At 72.7% G+C, this 20,373-nt stretch carries 16 protein-coding genes and 1 pseudogene; 6 read left to right on the top strand and 11 right to left on the bottom strand.

Annotated elements, in window-relative coordinates; translation table 11 throughout:
- Positions 1 to 41: 41 nt before the first annotated feature.
- Complete coding sequence (locus ACFUO4_RS06655; RefSeq protein WP_383480498.1) at positions 42 to 665, bottom strand: DJ-1/PfpI family protein; 624 nt, start codon at positions 663 to 665, stop codon at positions 42 to 44.
- 98 nt (positions 666 to 763) lie between these two features.
- On the opposite strand from ACFUO4_RS06655, the gene ACFUO4_RS06650 reads away from it, so the two are divergent.
- A complete protein-coding gene (locus ACFUO4_RS06650) occupies positions 764 to 2,101 on the top strand; it encodes a PLP-dependent aminotransferase family protein (protein WP_383480496.1) in 1,338 nt (445 codons plus the stop codon).
- Here ACFUO4_RS06650 and ACFUO4_RS06645 read toward each other — a convergent pair.
- The gene (locus ACFUO4_RS06645; RefSeq protein ID WP_383480494.1) at positions 2,092 to 3,432 is read right to left on the bottom strand and encodes a hypothetical protein; all 1,341 of its coding nucleotides are present in this window, start codon (positions 3,430 to 3,432) and stop codon (positions 2,092 to 2,094) included. The genes ACFUO4_RS06650 and ACFUO4_RS06645 overlap by 10 nt on opposite strands.
- A gap of 249 nt (positions 3,433 to 3,681) precedes the next feature.
- On the opposite strand from ACFUO4_RS06645, the gene ACFUO4_RS06640 reads away from it, so the two are divergent.
- On the top strand, positions 3,682 to 5,736 hold the full coding sequence (locus ACFUO4_RS06640) for a phosphocholine-specific phospholipase C (RefSeq protein WP_383480492.1): 2,055 nt from the start codon (positions 3,682 to 3,684) through the stop codon (positions 5,734 to 5,736).
- A gap of 5 nt (positions 5,737 to 5,741) precedes the next feature.
- On the opposite strand, the gene ACFUO4_RS06635 is transcribed toward ACFUO4_RS06640, so the two are convergent.
- Together ACFUO4_RS06635 and ACFUO4_RS06630 are read right to left on the bottom strand one after the other, a co-directional pair.
- Positions 5,742 to 6,749, bottom strand: a complete 1,008-nt coding sequence (locus tag ACFUO4_RS06635; RefSeq protein ID WP_383480490.1) for a hypothetical protein — start codon at positions 6,747 to 6,749, stop codon at positions 5,742 to 5,744.
- Positions 6,746 to 7,564, bottom strand: coding sequence for a phosphatase PAP2 family protein (locus tag ACFUO4_RS06630; RefSeq protein ID WP_383480488.1), 819 nt, complete (start codon positions 7,562 to 7,564; stop codon positions 6,746 to 6,748). Before ACFUO4_RS06630 ends, ACFUO4_RS06635 begins: the two co-directional genes overlap by 4 nt.
- 238 nt (positions 7,565 to 7,802) lie before the next feature.
- On the opposite strand from ACFUO4_RS06630, the gene ACFUO4_RS06625 reads away from it, so the two are divergent.
- The gene (locus tag ACFUO4_RS06625) at positions 7,803 to 8,417 is read left to right on the top strand and encodes a TetR/AcrR family transcriptional regulator (protein WP_079307653.1); all 615 of its coding nucleotides are present in this window, start codon (positions 7,803 to 7,805) and stop codon (positions 8,415 to 8,417) included.
- Positions 8,418 to 8,585: 168 nt separating this feature from the next.
- Here the strand turns inward: ACFUO4_RS06625 and ACFUO4_RS06620 are convergent, their stop codons facing one another.
- Complete coding sequence (locus ACFUO4_RS06620) at positions 8,586 to 9,629, bottom strand: DUF2510 domain-containing protein (protein WP_383480485.1); 1,044 nt, start codon at positions 9,627 to 9,629, stop codon at positions 8,586 to 8,588.
- A gap of 274 nt (positions 9,630 to 9,903) precedes the next feature.
- On the opposite strand from ACFUO4_RS06620, the gene ACFUO4_RS06615 reads away from it, so the two are divergent.
- A complete protein-coding gene (locus ACFUO4_RS06615; RefSeq protein ID WP_383480483.1) occupies positions 9,904 to 12,588 on the top strand; it encodes an ATP-binding protein in 2,685 nt (894 codons plus the stop codon).
- Between the two features lies 1 nt (position 12,589).
- Here the strand turns inward: ACFUO4_RS06615 and ACFUO4_RS06610 are convergent, their stop codons facing one another.
- The 5 genes from ACFUO4_RS06610 to pcaH all read right to left on the bottom strand — a co-directional run bounded on the left by ACFUO4_RS06610 (position 12,590) and on the right by pcaH (position 17,271).
- Positions 12,590 to 13,381, bottom strand: a complete 792-nt coding sequence (locus tag ACFUO4_RS06610) for an SDR family NAD(P)-dependent oxidoreductase (protein ID WP_383480481.1) — start codon at positions 13,379 to 13,381, stop codon at positions 12,590 to 12,592.
- A 64-nt stretch (positions 13,382 to 13,445) separates the two neighbouring features.
- Positions 13,446 to 14,567, bottom strand: coding sequence for a 3-oxoadipate enol-lactonase (gene pcaD, locus ACFUO4_RS06605; RefSeq protein ID WP_383480479.1), 1,122 nt, complete (start codon positions 14,565 to 14,567; stop codon positions 13,446 to 13,448).
- Positions 14,564 to 15,889: a 3-carboxy-cis,cis-muconate cycloisomerase gene (gene pcaB, locus ACFUO4_RS06600; protein ID WP_383480477.1), complete on the bottom strand. Its 1,326-nt coding sequence runs from the start codon at positions 15,887 to 15,889 to the stop codon at positions 14,564 to 14,566. Before pcaB ends, pcaD begins: the two co-directional genes overlap by 4 nt.
- Positions 15,886 to 16,491, bottom strand: coding sequence for a protocatechuate 3,4-dioxygenase subunit alpha (gene pcaG, locus ACFUO4_RS06595; RefSeq protein ID WP_079307641.1), 606 nt, complete (start codon positions 16,489 to 16,491; stop codon positions 15,886 to 15,888). Before pcaG ends, pcaB begins: the two co-directional genes overlap by 4 nt.
- Before the next feature lie 6 nt (positions 16,492 to 16,497).
- On the bottom strand, positions 16,498 to 17,271 hold the full coding sequence (gene pcaH, locus ACFUO4_RS06590; RefSeq protein ID WP_383480474.1) for a protocatechuate 3,4-dioxygenase subunit beta: 774 nt from the start codon (positions 17,269 to 17,271) through the stop codon (positions 16,498 to 16,500).
- 173 nt (positions 17,272 to 17,444) lie between these two features.
- Here pcaH and ACFUO4_RS06585 point away from each other — a divergent pair.
- A pseudogene (locus tag ACFUO4_RS06585) lies at positions 17,445 to 17,903 on the top strand (MarR family winged helix-turn-helix transcriptional regulator); the annotation flags it as partial.
- A 19-nt stretch (positions 17,904 to 17,922) separates the two neighbouring features.
- Here ACFUO4_RS06585 and ACFUO4_RS06580 read toward each other — a convergent pair.
- A complete protein-coding gene (locus ACFUO4_RS06580) occupies positions 17,923 to 18,933 on the bottom strand; it encodes a DUF3048 domain-containing protein (RefSeq protein ID WP_383480472.1) in 1,011 nt (336 codons plus the stop codon).
- 212 nt (positions 18,934 to 19,145) lie between these two features.
- Between ACFUO4_RS06580 and ACFUO4_RS06575 the strand changes: the two genes are divergently transcribed.
- Complete coding sequence (locus tag ACFUO4_RS06575) at positions 19,146 to 20,336, top strand: zinc-dependent alcohol dehydrogenase (protein WP_079307637.1); 1,191 nt, start codon at positions 19,146 to 19,148, stop codon at positions 20,334 to 20,336.
- Positions 20,337 to 20,373 lie beyond the last annotated feature (37 nt).

Below are 20,373 nucleotides of genomic sequence, written 5' to 3'. Positions count from 1 at the left end.
GGTGGAGAAGGCCAGTTGAGGGGCCCGCGCGGCCCGATGTCTCAGGCCGTCGCCGTCGCGGGGGCGGGCAGGTACGGGGTGATGGTGCGCCGGGCGCGCTCGACGTACTCCTCCTTCTCGCCGACCGGGGCGACGTAGTGCAGCGCGCTCTCCGCGGCCTCGTGGCCTTCGAGGCGGGCGATGACCCAGGCGGCGAGGTAGGGCGAGGCGAGGCAGCCGCCGGCCGTGGCGATGTTGCCCTGGGCGTAGAAGGGCTGATCGAGCACCTCGACGCCGGCGGCGACGACCCAGGGCTTGGTGGTGAGGTCGGTGCAGGCCGGGACGGAGTGGAGCAGGCCGAGCCTGGCCAGCACGAGCGCGCCGGAGCACTGGGCCGCGATGAGCTGACGCTCCGGGTCTAGGCCGCGCAGCACGCTCATGATCGTCTCGTCCTCGACGACCTCGCGGGTGGCGATGCCGCTGCCGACGATGACGGCGTCGGCGGCGCACGCCTCCTCCAGCGTCGACATCTGCTCGATGGTGACGCCGTTCATCGACGTCACCTTCGGGGTCGGGGTGGCGATGGTGACGCGCCACCCGTCGGTCTTCACGCGGTTGAGCACGCCGAGGGCGATCAGGGAGTCGAGCTCGTTGTAGCCCTCGAAGGTGAGGATGGCGATGTGCACGGTGGCTGTCCTTCCGGAGGAGTGGGTCCCGGCCTGTGGCGACCGTAAGAACCCGCGACCAGGACAGTCAAAGAATTGTCATGGATACACTTCGGCCCATGGCAGCCCCGCGCTACAAGACGCTGGTCGACGCGCTCGCGTCCGGCATCCGCTCCGGACGGCTCGCCGCGGGCACCCGGCTGCCGACCCACCGCGGGCTGGCCGCGCGGGAGGGCATCGCCGTGGTGACGGCGACCCGGGTCTACGCCGAACTGGAGGCGATGGGCCTGGTCAGCCGGGAACAGGGCCGCGGCACCTTCGTACGGGACATCGCGGTGCCCGCCGGCCACGGCATCGATCTTCAGGTCGTCGCCACCGACGCGGTCGACCTCAACTTCAACTACCCCTCGCTGCCCGGCCAGGCCGACCTCCTGCGGCAGGCCCTGCGCGGCCTCGCCGGCTCCGGCGACCTCGACTCGCTGCTGAGCTACCAGCCCCACCGCGGCCGCCCCCAGGACCGGGCCGCCATCGCCCGGCACCTGAGACGCCGGGGCCTCGGCGCGGACCCGGATCAGATCCTCGTCGTCAACGGCGCCCAGCACGGCCTGGCCGTCACCGTCATGGCCACGCTCGGCGCCGGTGACGTCGTCGCCGTCGACGCGCTCACCTACCCGGGTTTCAAGGTGCTCGCGGAGGCCTTCCGGCTGGACCTGGAGCCCCTCCCCGTCACCCCCGACGGACCGGACCTCGACGCCCTCGCCAAGGTGTGTGCGCGCCGCCCGGTACGCGCGATCTACACCATGCCGACCCTGCACAACCCCCTCGGCCGGGTCATGCCGGCCGACGAGCGCACCCGCCTGATCGAGATCGCCCGACGGCACGGCTCGCTCGTCATCGAGGACGCCTCCTACGCCTACCTGGCCGAGGACCCGCCCCCGCCGCTGGCCGCCACCGCGCCGGACATCACCGTCCACGTCACCGGACTGTCCAAGAACGTCGCCACCGGCCTCCGGGTCGGCTTCGTCGTCGCCCCCGCCGACCGGGTACCGGCGCTCGAACGCGCGATCCGGGCCACCACCTGGAACACCCCGGCCCTCACCACGGCGATCGCCTGCGGCTGGCTCGACGACGGCACGGTCGACCACCTGGAAGCGCGGAAGCGGGACGACGCCAAGGCCCGCCAGGCGATCGCCCGTGAGGAGCTGGCGGGCCTGCCCCTCGTCGGCCACCCCTCGTCGTACTTCGTCTGGCTGCCCTTGCCCGACGACGCCCGCGCCGACCGGCTGACCGCCACCCTCGCGCGCCGGCACATCTCGGTGAGCACCGCGGAACCCTTCACCACCACGACCCACACACCGCAGGCACTCCGCCTCGCCCTGGGCTCGACCGACCTGGACCGTCTCCGTGCGACGCTGCGGACGGTGCGACGAGTCGCCGTCGAGGACGCCTACAGCTGATCTCCGTCGTCCCGGCCGACCGCTGCCCCCTGTTCGGCGGCCAGCGTGGCGCGGCCCGAGGCGGCGAGCAGGGCGACCAGGGCCAGCACGGCCAGCAGGACGAGCACCAGGAGCAGGATCGTCAGGACGGTCGGATGGTTCCAGAAGGCGAAGACCAGCGCCACGATCAACAGGGCGGCCAGCGTGATCCACCGCCGGTGGTCCTGCGTCCAGGTCCCGGCCCGCCCGGTGCGGACCTGGTGGCCGTACGCCCAGGTCGCCGCGGAGTCCGCGGTGCGCTCCGACGTCCTGCGCACGGCCACGGGGAGCCGCCCGGGGCCGATGAGATAGGCGCCGAGCGCGATGACGACGCCGAGCACGATCGCGGTCCGCAGGCTGATCCGCAGGAAGTGCAGCAGGGTGTCGAAGACCGCCGCCGCGGCGGCCTGGGACTGGATCTGGGGCGGGAGGTGGTCCAGGTAGTAGTGGCGGGCGACGACCAGGGCGATGGCCACGAGCAGACAGGCGAAGGCCGCGCCGAGGGCGGTGCGCGCGAGGGCGCGGCGCCGGCGGTGGGCCAGCAGCACCCCGGCCGCGCCGAGGGCCACGACGAGCACCGGGAACCAGTCACCGATCACGTCCAGCAGATGCGCGCCCTTGCGGATCTTCCCGAGCTGGTCGGAGTGGAAGAGCACCATCTGCTTGTCGACGTCGGGGATCTTCGAGGCCGGGGACAGCCCGGCGTCCACCAGTTCCTGTCTGACCCGGTCGACGGCCGTGCCGACGTCGAGCGTCACCGTGCCGCCGCTGACCCCGACGGCCCCGCGGCCCTCCCCGGTGAGCGCGTGCACGACGGCGGTGTGGGCGGCCCGGTTGGCGTTCGTCCACACCTTCTCGAAGCGGTCGCTCTCGACGAACCGGGTGGCGACCTTGGTCACCGTGTTGTCGACGGCGGAGTCGAGCTGCGGGCCGAGGTTGCGCACGGCCGCGGCGGCGCGCGGCGGCAGACCCTGCGACGTCAGCCAGGCCGCGATGTCCGCGGCGGCCCGGTCACCGTCCACGCGTACGTCGGCGGCCTCGCTGATGCGGTGGACGGCCGCGTCCTCGATGGCCGGGTCGGTGGCCAGCGGCTTGACCGTGGCGACATAGCGGTCGGTGTCGAGCGCGATGTCGTGCACCCACACCGTGAGCAGGGCGACGGGCACGAGGAGGCAGGTCAGCACGATCAGGACGGCCGAGGCCGTGCTCCGTGCGATCCGCCCCGGCCGGGAGCCGCGCCTGCCGGCGCCCTCCGCGGGGGTGATGTCCTGCGGGGCGGACGCGGAGCCACCGGGCTCGGGCGGGCCACTCATGAGGTCTCCAACGCTCGGGGTGCGTGCTGGCTCCATTCCCGCCGACCGCGGGCGCGGCGGCACGCCGTGCGAAGCCATTCGGGCGAACGCCGGGCAACGCCCTGCCCGGAGCACCTCGCGTACCGGCGACTTTCACATCCGCGTCACCGGACCCTTCCCTGACGTTTGGTGCTCTTGGAACACTCGCTGCGCGCACCTTCCGTCACGTTCCGGCCATCCGCACCTCTGGATGAGAGGCAGACCCCACCCATGCCCGAAGTCAACCGGCGCAGATTCCTCCAAGTCGCGGGCGCCACCACGGCGTTCACCACGCTGTCCAGCAGCATTCAGCGTGCCGCCGCGCTCCCGGCGAACCACCGCACGGGATCGATCGAGGACGTCGAGCACATCGTCGTCCTGATGCAGGAGAACCGCTCCTTCGACCACTACTTCGGCAAGCTGCGCGGCGTCCGCGGCTTCGGGGACCCGCGGCCCGTCAAGCAGCCGAACGGACAGTCGGTCTGGCACCAGAAGGACAGCGCGGGCAAGGAGATCCTGCCGTTCCGTCCCGACCACGACGACCTGGGCCTGGCGTTCGTCCAGGACCTCCCGCACGGCTGGAACGACGGCCACGCGGCCTTCGCGGGCGGCAAGTACGACAAGTGGGTGCCCAGCAAGGGCTCGACGACGATGGCGTACCTGGAGCGCAAGGACATCCCGTTCCACTACGCGCTCGCCGACTCCTTCACCGTCTGCGACGCCTACCACTGCTCGTTCATCGGCTCGACCGACCCCAACCGCTACTACATGTGGACCGGTTACACGGGCAACGACGGCAAGGGCGGCGGCCCCGTCCTCGGCAACGACGAGGCCGGCTACGGCTGGACGACGTACCCCGAACGCCTGGAGCAGGCGGGCGTGTCCTGGAAGATCTACCAGGACGTCGGCGACGGGCTCGACGCGGCCGGCTCCTGGGGCTGGATCAACGACGCGTACCGCGGCAACTACGGCGACAACTCCCTGCTGTACTTCAACCAGTACCGCAACGCCCAGCCCGGCGACCCGCTGTACGACAAGGCCCGCACCGGCACGGACCACACCAAGGGCGAGGGCTACTTCGACCGGCTCAAGGCCGACGTCAAGGGCGGCAAGCTGCCGCAGATCTCCTGGATCGTCGCCCCCGAGGCCTTCACCGAGCACCCCAACTGGCCCGCCAACTACGGCGCCTGGTACATCGCCCAGGTCCTCGACGCGCTGACGTCCGTGCCGGAGGTGTGGGCGAAGACCGCGCTGTTCATCACGTACGACGAGAACGACGGCTTCTTCGACCATGTCGTCCCGGCCTTCCCGCCGGCCTCCGCCGCGCAGGGCAAGTCGACCGTCGACCCGGCCCTCGACCTGTTCAAGGGCGACACCGGTCATGTCGCCGGTCCCTACGGGCTCGGCCAGCGGGTGCCGATGCTCGTCGTCTCGCCCTGGAGCAAGGGCGGTTACGTCTGCTCCGAGACCCTCGACCACACCTCGATCATCCGGTTCATGGAGCGCCGCTTCGGGGTGCACGAGCCGAACATCTCGCCCTGGCGGCGGACCGTCTGCGGTGACCTGACCGCGGCCTTCGACTTCTCCCGCACGGACGCCAGGCCGGTCGCCCTCCCGGACACCGCCGGCTACGCACCGCCGGACCGCCTGCGCCACCCCGACTACGTGCCGACCCCGCCGGCCCACCCGGTGCTGCCGAAGCAGGAGCGCGGCCTGCGCCCGGCCCGGCCGCTGAAGTACGCCCCGCGCGTGGACGGTTCCGTCGACGCGGCGGCCGGCACGTTCACGCTGACCTTCGCCTCCGGCACCAAGGCGGGCGCGGGCTTCCTGGTGACGTCCGGCAACCGCACCGACGGGCCCTGGACCTACACCACCGAGGCCGGCAAGTCCGTCGCGGACACCTGGAACTCGGCGTACTCGAACGGCTCGTACGACCTGACCGTGCACGGCCCGAACGGGTTCGTGCGCTCCTTCAAGGGCGCCAACAGGACGGCCGGTCCCGAGGTCACCGCGCGGACCTGCGGGGACGACGTCGAGCTGACCTTCACCAACAAGGGCACGGGGAGCGTCCGGCTGAAGATCGTCAACGGGTACGGCGGTGCCGCCACGTCCGTGACCGTGCGGCCCGGCGCCACGGTCAGGCGCACCGTCGACCTCGCCGCGAGCCGGCGCTGGTACGACCTGACCGTCACCGCCGACGCCGACCCCGCGTTCCTGCGCGGCTTCGCCGGGCACGTCGAGAACGGGCGGCCGGGTGTGAGCGACCCGGCGATCATCGCCGAGTAGCCGGATCAGCGGGACGTGAGATGCCCCGGCTGCTTCGGCTGCCGGGGCAGCAGCCCCTGCTCGGTCGCCGCCCTCGCGGACTCCAGAGCGAGTACGGCGGCCACGGGGTGGTCGGTGACGGCGGCCACCGGGTCGGCGGTGCCCTTCGTGGCGGCCCCGCCGGAGGCGACGACCATGCTGGGCGCGCCCGCCGGCTGCGGTGTCACCCGGGTCAGCAGCACCACACCCCACGCCGCCACGCCTGCTCCGGCCAGCGCCAGCAGGACGCCCGCGGCGCCGCCCTGGAGGCGTTCGCCGAGCAGGGAGAGGCCGATCATCGCGGCGGCCACCGGGTTCGCCAGGGTCACCATCGCGAGCGGGGCACCGAGGCCGCCCCGGTAGGCGACCTGCGACAGCAGCAGACCGGCCGCCGCGAACGCCGCGACCAGCAGGGCCACGCCGATCACCTGCACGCTCAGCAGCGACGCCGAGCGGTCCGTCGCCGCCACCGTCACCGTCTGGGTGAGCGCCGAGGCGACCCCGGAGGCGAAGCCGGAACCGGTCGCGTGCCGCAGCCCGGGGCGGGCGCCCTTGCGGGCGAGCAGACCGATGAGCGCGGCCGTCACACCGGCGACGGCGAGCGCCTCGGGCGTGCTCAGCACGGCGTCGGGGGCCGACCCGGAGGCCGTGACCAGGATCGCGGCCAGCCCGAGGAGCGTGAACGCCGTACCCCGCCACTCCGTCGCGCTGACCCGCCGCCCGGCGACGCGCGCGCCCATCGGCACGGCGGCCACCAGGGTGAGCGCGCCGAGCGGCTGGACGACGGTGAGCGGGCCGTACTTCAGGGCCACCACGTGCAGCAGCGCCGCGGAGGCGTTCAGCAGGACCGACCCCCACCAGGCCCCCGAGGTGATCATCCGTGCGATCCCCGAGCCGGGGTCGCGGGCGGCCAGCCGTTCCTGGGCGACCGCCGCGGCCGCGTAGGCGACGGCGGAGAACAGGGACAGGGCGACGGCGAGGACGGTGGCGCTCATCGACCCGCTCCGACCAGGACGTTCTTATCGGCGTCCGCGTCGGCGGGGACCGGGGTCTTCTCGGCGGGGGGCTCTGTCGCGGGGGCGACGGGCTTCGTCGCCGGCGGGCGGAGCACCGCGAGCGCGATGCCGAGCATGGCGGCGGCGACGATCGCGTCGAGCCAGTAGTGGTTGGCGGTGCCGACGATCACCGTCAGCGTCAGCAGCGGGTGCAGCAGCCACAGCCAGCGCCACCGCGACCTGGTCGCCACGATCAGGCCGATTGCCACCATCAGGGCCCAGCCGAAGTGCAGCGAGGGCATCGCGGCGAACTGGTTCGAGAGGTGGTCGGTCTGCGGCGGACCGTACACCGACGGCCCGTACACCTTCGCGGTGTCGACCAGGCCCGCCGCGGCGAGCATGCGCGGCGGGGCCAGCGGGAACGCGAGGTGCACCGCCAGGGCGGCGGCGGTGACGGCGGCGAGGACGCGGCGGGCCCACACGTAGTGCCCGGGCCGGCGCAGATAGAGCCAGATCAGGAAGGCCGCGGTGGCCGGGAAGTGGATCGTCGCGTAGTAGGTGTTCGCGATGTGCACGAGGGTGTCGCCGTGCAGCAGCAGGTTCTGCACCGAGCCCTCGCCGGGCAGATGGACGGCCCGTTCCAGGTCCCACACGCGGTGCGCGTTGTCGAAGGCCTCGCCGGTGTGCCCCGCCGCCAGCTGGCGGCCGAACTTGTAGACGAGGAAGAGCCCTGCGACGAGCAGGAGCTCACGGACGAGCGGAGGCCGGGCTACTGCCTCGGTCTCTCCTTCGGAAGGCTCGGTGCGGGCATTCATCCCCCGGCCCCTTCGCTGACGGTGGTGCGGGCTGAGCTGGTGACCCCCGGAGCGCCGGTAACTCATGCTCCTCGGTTCCCCACTCATCGATACGGGTGCGTACCGATACGCCAGTGTACCGATACGGTCCAGTACCGGTACACTCGAGTATCGATAGACATACGCCACACTGGGAATGCAGCCCTAGCACTCTGGCCGCGGCCGCTTGAGCCGCACTTGAGAACGAGGAGAGGACCCCATGACGTCGCAGGCCGCGGACGGACCGGAGACGGTCGCCGCCTCGCGCCGCTCCAAAATCTCGCGCGAGCGTGAGCAGGAGTTCTTCGACGCCGTGCTCGAACAGATCCGGGAGTGCGGCTACGAGGCCGTGACGATGGACGGAGTGGCCGCCAGTACGCGCTGCAGCAAGTCCACGCTCTACCGGCAGTGGAAGACCAAGCCCCAGTTCGTGGTGGCCGCGCTGCGCTCGCGGCGGGTGTCGAAGTTCGAGGGCATCGACACCGGGTCGCTCGCGGACGACCTGCGCGAGGTCGCGCGGGCCGCGGGCCGGTGGTCGACGGGCGACACCAAACTGCTCCAGGCGCTGGGACACGCCGTCACGCAGGACGCGGAACTGGCGACGGCGCTGCGCGAGGCGCTCGTCCACCCCGAGATCACCTCGCTGAACGAGATCCTCCAGCGCGGGGTCGAACGCGGTGAGATCGCCGCGGACCAGCCGGCGCTGGAGTACATCCCGGCCCAGCTGTTCGGTGTGATCCGGGCGCGGCCCGTGGTGGACGGGGAGTACGCCGATCCCGACTATCTGGTCCGCTTCGTCGACGCGGTCGTGCTGCCCGCGCTGGGGCTGACATGACGACGTAGGACCTCAGAAGACCCAGGCCGCCGTCCACGGGATGACTGGACGGTGACCTGCTCGCGCCGCACCGTGGGGACGGGGGCGGCGCGCACCCCCCGGCCGGGTGGGGTTCCTCTTGAGCGGAGAGGCGCCCCACCCGGCCGACTGCTGTCCGGCAGGCCGGCTCTAGACGTCCTGGCCGCTGCCGCCGCCCGTCGACACCTTGATCCCCTTGGTGATCTCGTCGATGACCGACTGCTTCTCGCCGACGTCGACGCCGAAGCGCACGACGACGATCTGCCGCGCGTCGGCGGGGGAGGGGAAGGCGAGCGACTCGACGTACCCGTCGGCGCCCTTGCTGGTGACCGCCTTCCAGCGGACCAGGTAGCCCTTCTGCCCGGCGACGGTCACCGCCTTGGAGGCGAGCACGTCGTGGGAGGTGATCGAGCCGTAGGTCGTGCCGCCGTAGGACTCGTCGGCGTTGGCCTTGATGTCGGCCTTGGCGACCGCCTCGGCCGTCTTGTCCTGATGGCCGAGGACGGAGGCGGGCGCGGAGTAGGCGCCGCCCTTCGTGCACGTCTTGGACGTCTCGCCGGGGCACTTGTAGGAGGCGTCGGACGTGACCGACGCGCCGACCTGGATCTCCTGGCCGTACCAGCCGTCCGGAATCGGGATGCTGATCCCGCTGATCGCGTCGGACACCGAACCGCTCTCGATCTTCGGCGCCTCCGACTCCTGCGGCGAGGGCGACGCGCCACCGGAGCCTCCTCCGGGCCCGCCGTTGCCGCCCGGCCCGCCCTGGCCGCCGTCCTGGCCACCGGGACCGCCCTGGCCGCCGGGACCACCGGTGCCGCCGTTGCCTCCGGGCCCCTGCTGGGAGTTGGCGGTGCCGCCGCCCCCGCCGTCGTCACGGGTCAGCGCCCACACGCCCACGCCGATGCTGGCGAGGACCGCGACGGCGACCGCGACGGCTATGCCCGTCCGCAGCCCGCGCCGCCCCCCGGCCGGCGGCTGGGCGGGATACATCGGGTAGGCGGGATACGTCCCCGCGTCGTGGGCCGGATACGCCCCCGCGTCGTGGACCTGCGCCGGAGGACCCCATGCGGCAGCCGATCCCGCCGGGCGGGTCTGGTCCGTCCATGCCTTGCCGTCCCACCAGCGCTCGGTGGCGGGACCGTCACTTGTCTGCCCGGGATCGGGATACCAACCGGGAGGAGTCACCTGCGTCATGCCCCCACCGTATGAGGCGTCGGTGAAAGGCGGATGAGAGGACGGGCGCGTATTGACGGTCACTTCGGGACGAGTCGTACAAGTCCCGCCCGCTGCGTGGCCGGTTGACGGTTCCGACGTCCCTGACGTGCCGGCCGCGGGCGCTTCGCGTCGCCCGCCCGCACTCGCTGTCACCCGTCGAGGGAACAGCTCCCCGGACCGCCCTCCACGTGGCCGATCGGACGGCTACGCTCGAGATCTGTACGTCGTTCGGGCGACTTGGGGAGGTAACGGGATGACGGAGGTACGGCCCCCACAGGCCGCCTCGGCCGCCCTGTGGGAGCGCGACGAAGAGGTCGCCGCCGTCGACCGGGCGATCGACACCTTGCGCGCGGACCGCTCGTCCTCGGGCAGCGTCCTGGTGTTCCGGGGCGAGGCCGGACTCGGCAAGACCGCGCTGCTGGCCGAGGCACGGCGCATGGCGGAGGCGCGCGGCTGCACCGTCTGGTCCGCCCGCGGCGGCGAGACCCTCAGGTCCGTCCCCTTCAACGTGCTGCGGCAGCTGCTCCAGCCCGCCCTGGTGTCCCTGATGCCGGAGGAGGCGCGCGAGTACCTCGGCGACTGGTACGACATCGCCGGCCCCGCCCTCGGCCTGACCGAGCCCGGTGAGCGCAACGCCGACCCGCAGGGCGTGAACGACGGCCTCGTGGCCGCCGTACGCCGCCTCGCCCGCAGGGACTGGCCACTCGTCCTCGTCATCGACGACGCCCACTGGGCCGACCAGGAGACGCTGCGCTGGCTCGCCGCGTTCGTCGAGCGCCTCGACGACCTGTCCGTCCTGGTCGTGGTGGCGCGCCGCCCCGGAGAGGTCGGCGGCGAGAGCGCCCGCCACCTCGACGCCGTCGCCACGGCAGCGGACGCCCCCGTCGCCACACTCAGCGCGCTGACCCCGGACGCCACCGCCCGGCTGACCCGCGCCACCCTGGGCGAACACGCCGACGCCCCCTTCTGCCGCGAGGTGTGGGCCGTCACCGGCGGCAACCCCTACGAGACCGTCGAACTCCTCGCCAAGGTCCAGGACAGCGAACTCGAACCGGTCGAGGCCCAGGCCCCCGAACTGCGCGCGCTCAACCGCTCCGCCCGCGGCAGCGGCCTCGTCGCCCGTCTCGAAGGCCTCGGCATCGAGGCCACCCGGTTCGCCTGGGCGGCCGCCATCCTCGGCACCGGCATCTCCGTCGGCCTCGTCGCCAAGCTCGCCACCATGAGCACCGAGGACGCCGTCCGCTGCGCCGAACTCCTGCGCAGCGCCCGCATCCTGACCGAACCCGACCCCGCCGTCGCCCCGACCGGCGACGGCGACCTGGAGTTCGTCCACCCGCTCATCGCCAGCGCCGTCTACAACTCCATCCCGCCCGCGCTGTGCACCGCGATGCACGGCATCGCCGCCCGTGTCGTCACCGACTCCGGGCTCGGCGCGGCGATGGCCTCCCGGCACCTCCTCCAGGTCCACCCGGACGACGACGAGGAACTCGTCGAGCAGCTCCGCGAGGCCGCCCGCGAACACCTCGCCGTCGGCGCACCCGACGCGGCCCGCCGCTGTCTGGAGCGGGCCCTGCTGGAACCGCCCCGGCCGGAGTCCCACGCGCGCGTGCTCTACGAACTGGGCTGCGCCACCCTCCTGACCGCACCCGCCACCACCGTCGACCACCTCCAGTCCGCGCTCGCCATGCCGGGCCTCGACAGCGCCGAGCGCGTCGACGCCGTCGTCCGCCTCTCCCAGGCCCTGATCCACAACGACCAGCTGGACGACGCCGTCCGCACGGTCGAGGCGGAGGCCGCCCGGCACGAACCCGGGCCGTCCCAACTCCGGCTCAAGGCCGTGCAGTACATGTGGGAGGGGATCCACGCGGGCGAGGCCGGCTCCCCGGGCCGCTCCGAGCGGCTCGCCGAACTCGCCTCGGGCTGCGCGGGCCGGGACAACTCCGAGCGGGCCCTGCTCATCCTGCGCGGCTTCGACGCCATGACCCACGGGGAGAACGCCGAGGTCGTCGTCGAACTCAGCGACCGCGCCCTCGTCAACGGCCGCCTGGCCCCCGGACTCGGCTGGACCGACACCGAGTGGGGCCTGGAGATCCTGATGATGCTGGCCAGCTCCTACACCTACACCGACCGGCTCGACCGCGCGGAGAGCATGTTCACCGACGCGCTGCGCACCTACGAGTCCGCCGGCTGGAGCGGCGGCCACCTCGCCCTCGCCCACGCCTTCCTCGGCTTCAACCACCGCAGGCGCGGCCGCCTCAGGGAGGCCGAGGAGTCACTGCGCGAGTCGCTGCGCATCGCCGACCGGGTCGCCCGCGGGCTGCCGCTGTACTGGTCGGCCACCTGCAATCTCGTCGACACGCTGCTCGCCCGTGGACATGTCGACGCGGCCTGGGAGATCGCCGAGCAGTACGGCTTCGCCCCGCCCTACCCGTCGACGATCGTGCTGCCCGACCCGCGCTCGGTCCGCGGCCGGCTGCTGCTGGCCGTGGGCCGTACCCAGGACGGCATCAACGAACTGGAGGCCGCGGAGAAGGCGGCGGCGGCCCGCGGCCACCACAACCCGGTCATGGTCCCCTGGGCCCTCGACCTCGCCCGCGCCCTGGCCGGCCAGGACCCGGCCCGCGCCGCCCAACTCGCCACGGACGCGCGGCGACGGGCCGAGCGGTTCGGCACCGACACCGCCATCGGTGAGGCACTGCGGTGCGCCGCCGCGCTGGAGACGGGGCAACGGGCGATGCGGCTGCTGTCCCAGGCGGTGACCTACCTGGAAGCCTCGCCCTGCCAGTACGAACACGCGGCCGCCCGGGTGGAGTACGGGATCGCCGCGCGGTCGGTGGCGGAGATCCAGCGGGGGCTGGCGCTGGCCAGGTCCTGCGGGGCGGACGGGTTGGTGGCGCAGGCGCGGGAGGTTCTGGAGACGGGACGGGGACTGCGCTAGCTCACAGGGTGAGCAACTGATCGGTCACCGCCGCCAGTCGCTTCCGCACATCGCTGTCGTACGTCATCTCGTGCGCCCGCGCCCTGTTCGGGCCGTCGAAGTAGCCGCCCGTCCCCAACTCCCGGGTGGCCAGGGCCAGTACGCCCGGGGCGCCGTCCGCCACCGTGCTCCGGGGCGGGACGCCGCCCTCGCGGACCATCGCCGTGTCCATGAACGTGGCCGGGTGCAGGACGTTCACCGCGACGCCCGTGTCCGCCAACTCCTCGGCCAGGGTGAACGTATGGGCCGCCAGGGCGAACTTGGCCCGGCAGTATGCCGCGAAGCCGTCATAGCCGCGGCGGAACTCGATGTCGTCGAAGTCGACGGGGTTCTGCCCCACCGAGCCCACGTTGACGATCCGGGCCGGGGTGTTGGCGCGCAGCGTCGGCAGCAGGGCGCGGGTCAGGGCCACCGGCGCCAAGTAGTTCACGGCGAGCCTCAGTTCGTGGCCGTCGGCGCTCAGCTCGCGGGCCGAGCCGGGTGAACCGGCGCCCACCCCCGCGTTGTTGATCAGCACGTCCAGGTCGGGATGCGCGCCGGCGACATGCGCGCCGAGCTCGCGCACCTGGGCCAGCGAGGACAGGTCGGCGACGAACGCCTCGGCGTCGCCCTCCGTGCGGAGCTCCTCGACCAGGCGCTCGGTACGGCCCGGGTCGCGGCCGTGGGCGAGGACCACATGCCCGGAGCGGACCAGCTCGAAGGCGACGTAGCGGCCGAGGCCGGAGGTGGCGCCGGTGATCAGAACAGTCGACATGCCTCCACCGTAGGCGCCCGGCGGAGGCATGTGGCAGATGCGGGTGAGGGTACGACCAGCAGGGTCAGGCTTCGCCGTCCTCCGCCAGCACCCGCTGGGCCGCCGCGAACGCCGAGTTCGCCGCCGGAACCCCGCAGTACACGGCCGTCTGCAGCAGCACGGCCCCGATCTCGTCCGGCGTGAGCCCGTTGCGCCGGGCCGCCCGCACATGCATGGCCAGCTCGTCGTAGTGGCCGTGTGCGACCAGGGCCGTCAGTGTGATCATGCTGCGTTCGCGGCGGCTGAGGGTGGGGTCGGTCCAGATCTCGCCCCAGGCGTAGCGCGAGATGAAGTCCTGGTAGCGGGCGGTGAACGCGGTCTGCCGGGCCTGCGCCCGGTCCACATGGGTGTCGCCCAGCACCTCGCGCCGTACCTCCATGCCCCGCCTGGCCCCGCCGTCGAAGTGCGCGCGCAGGGCCGTCAGGACGGCCTCCGGGCATTGCGCGGGCGCCAGATGCGCGGCGCCCGGGATCTCGACGAGCGCGGCACCGGGCACCGCGTCGGCGATCTCGCGCAGATGCGCGGGCGGCGTCGCCTGATCGTCCCGGCCGGCGACCAGCAGCGTCCGCGCGGCGATCTCCGGCAGCCGCTCCCGCAGGTCGAACGCGGCGAGCGCGTCGCAGCAGGCGGCGTAGGCCTCCGGGTCCGCGTCCCGCTGGTCCTGGACCAGCCGGGGCACGCTGAATCCGGGCGTGAACCAGCGGGCGTCCGCGCTCTCCACGAGCCAGTCAAGCCCCTCGGCGCGGACCCGCGCGGCCCGCTCCTCCCAGGGCTTCGCCCCGTTGAAGTGGGCCGAGGAACAGATCACGGCCAGCGAGGACAGCCGCTCCGGGTGGTGGACGGCCAGGTGCAGGCCGACCGCGCCGCCCAGCGACACCCCGGCGTAGGCGAAGCGCTCGATGCCGAGGGAGTCGGCGAGCGCGAGCACCAGTTCGGCGAGGTCGGCGACGGTGGCGCCGGGGCCGATCAGATCGGCCGGGCTCCCGCCGTGCCCGGGAAGATCCCAGCGGACCACCCGGTGGGTGATCGACAGCTCCGGCGCGACCTTGTCCCACAGGGCGTACGACGTGCCGAGCGACGGGCCCAGCAGGAGCGGAGCCGCCGAAGCGGGGCCTTCGGTGTGGTGGTTGAGGAGTGTGGCGGTCAACGTCGCTCCAGAGCACGGTCGGTGAGGGTTCCGGCGGCGCCGGTGTAGTGGGCGGGGTCGAGGTCGACGGCCTTCTCCAACTCCGGCTGCTCCGCCAGGAGTTCCGTCAGGGAGCGCCCCTCGGTGTAGGTGCGCCGCGCGAGCTCGGTCAGCAGTTCCTTCGCGCGGGCCCGGCCCAGCACCGGAGCCAGGTCGGCGGACAGCCGCTCGGAGACGATCAACCCGTGGGTGAGATCGAGGTGTTCGCGCATGGCGTCCGCGTTCACCCGCAGCCCCTCGGTGAGTTCGGCGGCATCGCGGGCCGCACCGCCGACCAGCCTCAGCAGGTCCCGCAGCGGCTCCCACTCGGCGTGCCAGGCGCCGGCCGGCCGCTCGTCCTCGGCGGCCAGCGAGCCGTACAGCGTCGCGGCGAGCTGCGGCGCCCGCCGCGCGGCGGCGGCGACGAGGGTGGACCGTACGGGATTCGCCTTGTGCGGCATGGCCGACGATCCGCCGCCGCTGCCCTCCGCCAGCTCGGCGATCTCGGTGCGGGCCAGCGTCAGCACATCCGTGGCGATCTTGCCGAGGGCCCCGGCCGCGAAGGCCAGACATCCCGCGAGGTCGGCGATCGGGGTGCGCAGGGTGTGCCAGGGCAGCTCGGGTTCGCGCAGGCCGAGTTCGCGCGCGTACGCCGCCACGAGCGCGGTGGGGTCCTCGGCGCCGTACGCGGTGAAGGCGGCCAAGGTCCCGGCCGCGCCGCCGAGTTGGGCGGGGAGCGAGTTCCGTACGGTGGTCACCCGGTCCCGGGCGTCCAGCACCAGGGACCGCCAGCCGGCGGCCTTCAGACCGAAGGTCGTCGGTACGGCGTGCTGGGTGAGCGTGCGCCCCGGCATGGGCGTGTCCCGGTGGTCGGCGGCCAGCCGGGCCAGCGCCGTCTCCGTCCGCGCGAGGTCGGCGCGGATCAGGTCGAGGGTGCGCGCGGCGACCAGCATCGTCGCCGTGTCCAGGATGTCCTGGCTGGTCGCGCCCCGGTGGACGTACGGGCCGTACTGCGCCCCCACCGCCTTCGTCAGGTCGGCGACCAGCGGGATCACCGGATTGCCGCCCGCCCGCGCCCGGACCACGAGGTCCCGGGCGTCGAAGGCGTCCGACCCGGCGGCCGCGGTGACCGCCGTGCCGGCCGCCTCGGGCGCCAGGCCCAGCACGGCCTGCGCGCGGGTCAGCGCGGCCTCCGCGTCGAGCAGCGCGCGCAGGTACGCGGCGTCGCTCGTCGCGGACGCGGCGGGGGAACCGGCCCACCCGGGGGCGAGCAGGCCGGCGTCCGGCTCCGGGGCAGATGTCACTGGAACTCCAGGAAGACCGTCTCGCCTTCGCCCTGAAGGCGGATGTCGAAACGGTAGGTGCCGTGGCCGCCGTCCGTCGCGATCAGCGTGCCCCGGCGCGCCTCGTCCACCCGGGACAGCAGGGGATCGGCGGCGAGTGCCGCGTCGTCGCCGGGCAGGTAGATGCGGGTGTACAGGTGCACCAGCAGGCCGCGCGCGAAGATGCAGACGCTGAGGTACGGAGCGCTCTGTCCGCGCGCACCCGGCCGCAGCGTCCGCGCGGACCAGTGGCCGCTCGCGTCCGTCTGGCTGCGGCCCCAGCCGGTGAACTCCACACCGGTGCGCCCCATGAACCCGCCGCTGGCCCCGTCGCGCCGCATCGAGCCGTCGACCCGCGGGATGTTGCCGTCCGGGTCCGGGCCCCACAGCTCCACGAACGCGTCCGGCAGCGGGGTGCCCGCGCCGTCGTAGATGTAGCCGTGCACGGCGATCGTGTCCGGGTGGCCGGCGGGGGCGATGTCCTCACCGCCCGGGAAGGGCAGGGCGTGGCCGTAGAAGGGGCCGACGGTGTGCGAGGGGGTCGGCAGGACCGTCTCCGGACGGCTGGTGTCGATCTTGGTCATGGCAGGTCAGCGTCCCTCTTCGATCCAGGTGGCGTGCGGTCCGTCGAGCACGATGTCCCAGTGGTAACCCATCGAGAACTCCGGTACCGACAGGTTGTGGTCGTACGTCGCGACGAGGCGCTGGCGGGCCGCGTCGTCGGTCACCGACTGGATGATCGGGTCGTACGGGAACAGCGGATCGGCCGGGAAGTACATCTGCGTCACGAGCCGCTGGGTGAACGCCGTGCCGAACAGCGAGAAGTGGATGTGGGCCGGGCGCCAGGCGTTGAGGTGCTGGCGCCACGGGTACGGGCCCGGCTGGACGGTCGTGAAGTGGTACTGGCCGTCGGCGTCGGTGAGGGTGCGGCCGACGCCGGTGAAGTTCGGGTCCAGCGGGGCGTCGTGCTGCTCGCGCTGATGGGCGTACCGGCCCGCCGAGTTGGCCTGCCAGATCTCTATCAGCTGACCGCGGATCGGGCGCCCGTCACGGTCGAGGAGCCGCCCGGAGACGGTGATGCGCTCGCCGATCGGCTCACCGTCGTGCTGCCGGGTGAGGTCGTTGTCGATCTCGGTGATGTCCCGCTCCCCGAAGGCGGGGGAGTGCAGCTCCACCAGTTCCGGGTCCTTGGACACGTCGATGGTGATCGGCGGCTGCTTCGGATGGCGCAGGACCGAGGAGCGGTAGGGGGCGTAGTCGCGGCGCGGCTGGTGCTCCACGGGGCCACCCTCGGCGAGGCGCTTCTCGTAGGCGGCGTGTTCGGCCGCGATCTCCTGGTCGATGTCGTGCTGGGTGAGGGTCATGAGGAATCCAATTACTCAGGGCACTGACTATTCTGGTGAAGTTTCCTTCACGCTGCCATCGGACGGGGATCGCGTCAAGGCCTGGAGATCGCTCGGCTGACCGGCCCGCAGACAGCTCGGTCTGCCGCCGGTATTGTTCAGTGCACGTACGAATCCGACTCTCGGGAGCGCACATGGCTGCGGTGGACCTCACGACCCACCCCGGGCACCTGGCCCGCCGTCTCCAGCAGGCGCACTACCTGCTGTGGAACACGATGGTCTCGGAGGAGATCACCTCACCGCAGTTCGCGGTCCTCAACGCGCTCGTCGCCGAGCCGGGTCTGGACCAGCGCACGGTGGGGGAGCGGGTGGGGCTCGACCGGTCGACCATCGCCGAGGTGATCAGCCGGCTCGGCCGCCGCGGGCTGCTCGACAAGGTGCGCGACCCGCAGGACGGCCGCCGCTTCCTGCTGCGCCTCACCGACGACGGGGTGCGCACCCACCGCAAGCTGACCCTCCGCACGGCCCGCATGAACCAGGTCTTCCTCGCCCCGCTCTCCGCCGCCGAGCAGTCCGTCTTCTTCGAGCTGATCCAGCGGGTCGCGGACGCGGCCGAGGGGCTCCGCAATCCGACGGAACCCCTCGCGGCACAGCCCTGGGCCGGGAAGCCGGCTAGGCCTTCACGAACAGCACCCACACCTGGCCCTTGGCGAAGTTCACCGGGTCGCCGTCGCCCGTCGTGAACGTCGTGCCGTCCGTCGCCCTGTCGCGCTCCCAGCGGGCGTCGTACGCCTTCCCGCCGCGCAGCACCTTCGCCTTCCCCGAGCCCACGGTCTCCGTGTACGGCGTGTTGTTGCCGAGGAAGTCGTGGAAGCCGGACTTGCGGATCTTGACGTACTGCACGACGACCGTTGCCGGGGCGAGCCGCTTGCCCCCGGTCGTCACCGCCGCCGTGCCGTCCATCGAGACCAGGTAGCGGTTCCGGCTCGACGACCAGGTGAAGGAGTAGGTGGCCGCCGGGTAGCGCACGGTCTCCGAGGTGTCCTTCCTGCCGCCGGACGGGGCGGAGCCGTAGGTGAAGCCGGTCGTCAGGGCGTCCGCGCCGGGAGCGGCGGGCAGCAGCCGGTTCGGCCGGAGATAGAGGTTGTGCGGGGCGGCCTTCTCGGTGCCGCGGAAGTAGGCCCCGGAGGTCTTGCCGGGCGTCTGCGGGTCCAGCGGCGCCTTGTTGATCAGCGGCATCAGCTTCCCCTGGGCGCCGGAGAAGGCGAGCGTCGGGTGGTCGAACTGGCGCAGCAGCTCCAGGTCGGACTCCCGGGCGCTGCGCACCGGCCCGACGACCTTCGGGAGCTTGGTCGCGTAGACCGCCATCAGCCGGCTCAGACCGCCCTCGACCTGCTCGGTGTAGACGATGTCCGCGGAGTCGGTGCCCGTGTGCGGCCGGGCCCCCCGGACGTTGTCGATCTTCACGGCGAGCGGGGAGGCACCGGTCAGCCCGCTCACCGACGGCTCCTGGCTCTCGTCCGGGGTCCGGCTCTCGCCGTGCGTCCGGTCGGGCGCCCGGCCGTCGTCCGCCCGGCCGGACCCGTTCGTGCCCGTACAGCCCGCCGCCAGTGAAACCGTCAGCGCGGCGGCCAGGAGTGCCGCCGAAGTACCGGCGCGTCTCGTGCGCGCCCGTCGTCCCATGCCCACCGTCGCCACCCAAGTCTCGTTTCACTGATTGTGCGCTTATTTGTTCATTGGTGGCCATACCCGCTCGGATTTGATCGGCCCGGGTGAATACCTCTGAGGGAGCGCGTTGCTACGCCGAGCGGCCCAGCGTGGCGCTTCGGAGTGGTTCGGCACGGTTCGGCCGGGTACCCGGGGCGCCTCCGCACGGGCAGAGGGAGTGGACCGCCATGAAGGCAGTGACCTGGCAGGGCAAGAGGGACGTACGGGTGGAGAACGTGCCCGATCCGAAGATCCAGGAGCCGACGGACGCCGTCATCCGCATCACCTCCAGCGGGCTGTGCGGCTCCGACCTGCATCTGTACGAGGTGCTCACCCCGTTCATGACGCCGGGCGACATCCTCGGTCACGAGCCCATGGGCATCGTCGAGGAGGTCGGCGCCGGGGTGCCCGACCTCAAGGCGGGCGACCGCGTGGTCGTGCCCTTCCAGATCGCCTGCGGCAGCTGCTGGATGTGCGAGAACTCCCTGCCGACCCAGTGCGAGACCACCCAGGTCACCGGCGAGGGCATGGGCGCCGCGCTCTTCGGCTACACCCGGCTGTACGGGGCCGTACCGGGCGCGCAGGCCGAGTACCTGCGCGTTCCGCAGGCCCAGTTCGGCCCGATCAAGGTGCCCGAGGGGCCGCCCGACGACCGCTTCGTCTACCTCTCCGACGTGCTGCCCACCGCCTGGCAGGCGGTCGCGTACGCGGATGTCCCGCAGGGCGGCAGCGTCGCCGTGCTCGGCCTCGGGCCCATCGGTGACATGGCCTGCCGGGTCGCCCAACTGCGTGGCGCCGGAACGGTGTTCGGGGTCGACCTGGTCACCGAGCGGCTGCGCCGGGCGCGGCAGCGCGGCGTGGAGGTCTTCGACCTGCGGGACTTCGACGGCGAGAAGGAACTCGTCGCGGCGATCCGCGACCGCACCGACGGCCGCGGCCCCGACGCCGTGATCGACGCGGTCGGCACCGAGGCCCACGGCAGCGCCGCCGCCCGCCTCGCCCAGAACGCCACGGCCCTGCTGCCGCGCAAGCTGAGCGGCCCGTTCGCGGAGCGCTTCAGCGTCGACCGGCTCGCCGCCCTCTACACGGCCATCGACCTGGTCCGCCGCGGCGGCACCATCTCCCTGTCCGGCGTCTACGGCGGCATGGCCGACCCGCTGCCCCTGCTCACCCTGTTCGACAAGCAGATCCAGCTCCGCATGGGCCAGGCGAACGTGCGCCGCTGGGTCGACGAGATCCTGCCGTACCTGACCGACGAGGACGTGCTCGGCGTCGAGGACTTCGCCACGCATCGCGTGCCGCTCGACGAGGCGCCGCACGCGTACGAGATGTTCCAGCGCAAGCAGGACGGCGCGGTGAAGGTCCTGATGAAGCCCTGACTCGGCGGAAACCCGGACTCGACGGAAGCCCTGGCTC

Source organism: Streptomyces sp. NPDC057280, from assembly GCF_042668605.1.
Lineage (GTDB): Bacteria > Actinomycetota > Actinomycetes > Streptomycetales > Streptomycetaceae > Streptomyces.
Note: the sequence above shows the minus strand (reverse complement) of the source record. Positions and strands in the feature narration are given on the sequence as shown.